The 1,689-nt window shown below is 66.8% G+C and carries 2 protein-coding genes; both read right to left on the reverse strand.

Going from position 1 to position 1,689, the window contains the following annotated elements; all coding sequences use genetic code 11:
* Positions 1-128: 128 nt before the first annotated feature.
* Entirely contained in the window at positions 129-749 is a 621-nt protein-coding gene (locus ACGVWT_RS19150; RefSeq protein WP_394427820.1) for a hypothetical protein, read from the reverse strand.
* 20 nt (positions 750-769) lie between these two features.
* Entirely contained in the window at positions 770-1,654 is an 885-nt protein-coding gene (locus ACGVWT_RS19155; protein ID WP_394427822.1) for a S49 family peptidase, read from the reverse strand.
* Positions 1,655-1,689 lie beyond the last annotated feature (35 nt).

The raw sequence follows: 1,689 nt of genomic DNA on the forward strand, positions 1-1,689 counted from the left end.
GATCAGCTGATCGGGAACGAACACGTCCTGGGCGACGCCAGGCTGGAACGGGCTATTGCCCTGAAGGGTCGAGGAAAGAACCATTCGAGGTCTCCTGTGAGATGAGGGTCAGGCGGGCGCGCTGAGGATCAGCGGCGACCGGCCTTTTTCGAGGCGGCCAGCACCTGGTCGGCGAACGTCTTCTCGCCGCCGCCGCTGGCGCCCGCACCGGGACGAGGTTCGCGACGCGCGTTCATGCGCTCATCGAGGCTGCGGCCGCGTGTCGGCGCCGACGCACCGGCCATGCCGAGGACGCCGATTGCTTCGGCCGACGTCATGGTCGTCTCGAATGCCAGCTGCGCGGCGAGGTCGGGGCGGCCGGCGGCGGCGGGCGACGCGAAGATGGCACGCGCGCGCTTGTTGGCGGCGGCGTAACCGCGGTCGTAGCCGGAAGCCTTCTTGCCCTTCGGCTCCGGTGCTTCGTCCTCGGCGTCGGCATCATCGCCATCGTCCTCGGCGTCCGCGTCATCATCGCCGTCTTCCGCGTCGGCGTCGTCCTGCTCTTCTGCCTTGCGACCCTTCGCCTTGCGGCCCTTGGGTTCGGCGCCTTCGTCTTCGGCGTCGACATCGCTGTCATCGCTTTCGGCATCGGGTGCCTCGTCTTCGTTTTCGGCGCGGCTTCCGAGGGTACGGCCCGCAAGCGCCGCGGCACCGCTCAGCAAATGGGCGAACGGGGACGTCCCCGCCGCCAGGATGGTCTTCTTCGACATGGGAAGTCTCCGGTTGGTGGTCAGGCGGCAAGGAAGGCGGCGAATGCCGCGTCGGGCGCCATCACGGCGTCGGCGAGGCCGGCCGTGACGCCGTCGGCGCCCATGAACGTGCCCGCGCGCATGTCGCGCACGGCGGAGGTCGCGATGCCGCGGTTACGCGCCACGGTGTCGTGGAACAGCGCGCCCATGGTATCAATCTCGTGCTGGAATGCGGCGAGCGCTTCCTTGCTCAGCGGGATTTCCGAATGGCCATCCGTCTTGCGGTCGGCCCCGGTGTTGGTGATGAACGTGACCTTCAGGCCCGCCTTGGTCAGCGCCTCCGAAAGGTCGACGTGCATGCAGATTACGCCGATCGATCCGGTGCCACCGGTGCGGGGCACGTAAATCGTGTCCGCGGCGGAGGCGATCGCATAGGCCGCCGAATAGGCGCTTTCCGTCAGGATTGCCGCGATCGGCTTTTCGCCGCGCAGGCTATAGATGGTGTCAACGAGGTCGAAGCAACCCGCGACCTCACCGCCACCCGAATTGATGTCGAGCGCGATGCGGCGAACCTTTGGATCGGCGACCGATGTCAGCAGCGCTTGGCGGATGCCGTTATAGCCGGTCATCCCTGAATAGGGACGAAGCGACGACGTGCGCTGCACCAGCGTGCCCGAGATCGGAATGATCGCGCAGTCGCCCACGATGTCATATCCAGTGTCCGTGTCGCGCCCAGAATTGCGGCTCGTGAACAGCGGTTCGTCGTCATCATCGTCCCAGGCAGCGGGGACCGGCCGGCCATTCGCGCGCATAAGGTGCGCGATGCCCAGGCGGTCGGCCAGCGCGGCCATCGCGATTTCCGCCTTCCGCGGATGGATCGCGATCGGCGTGTTGAACATGCGCTGCGCCAGATGAGCGAATTCCATCACTGCGCCTCCGGATCTGCGATCGTCTTGTTGGC

Source organism: Sphingomonas sp. S6 (assembly GCF_043498045.1).
Taxonomy (GTDB): domain Bacteria; phylum Pseudomonadota; class Alphaproteobacteria; order Sphingomonadales; family Sphingomonadaceae; genus Sphingomonas.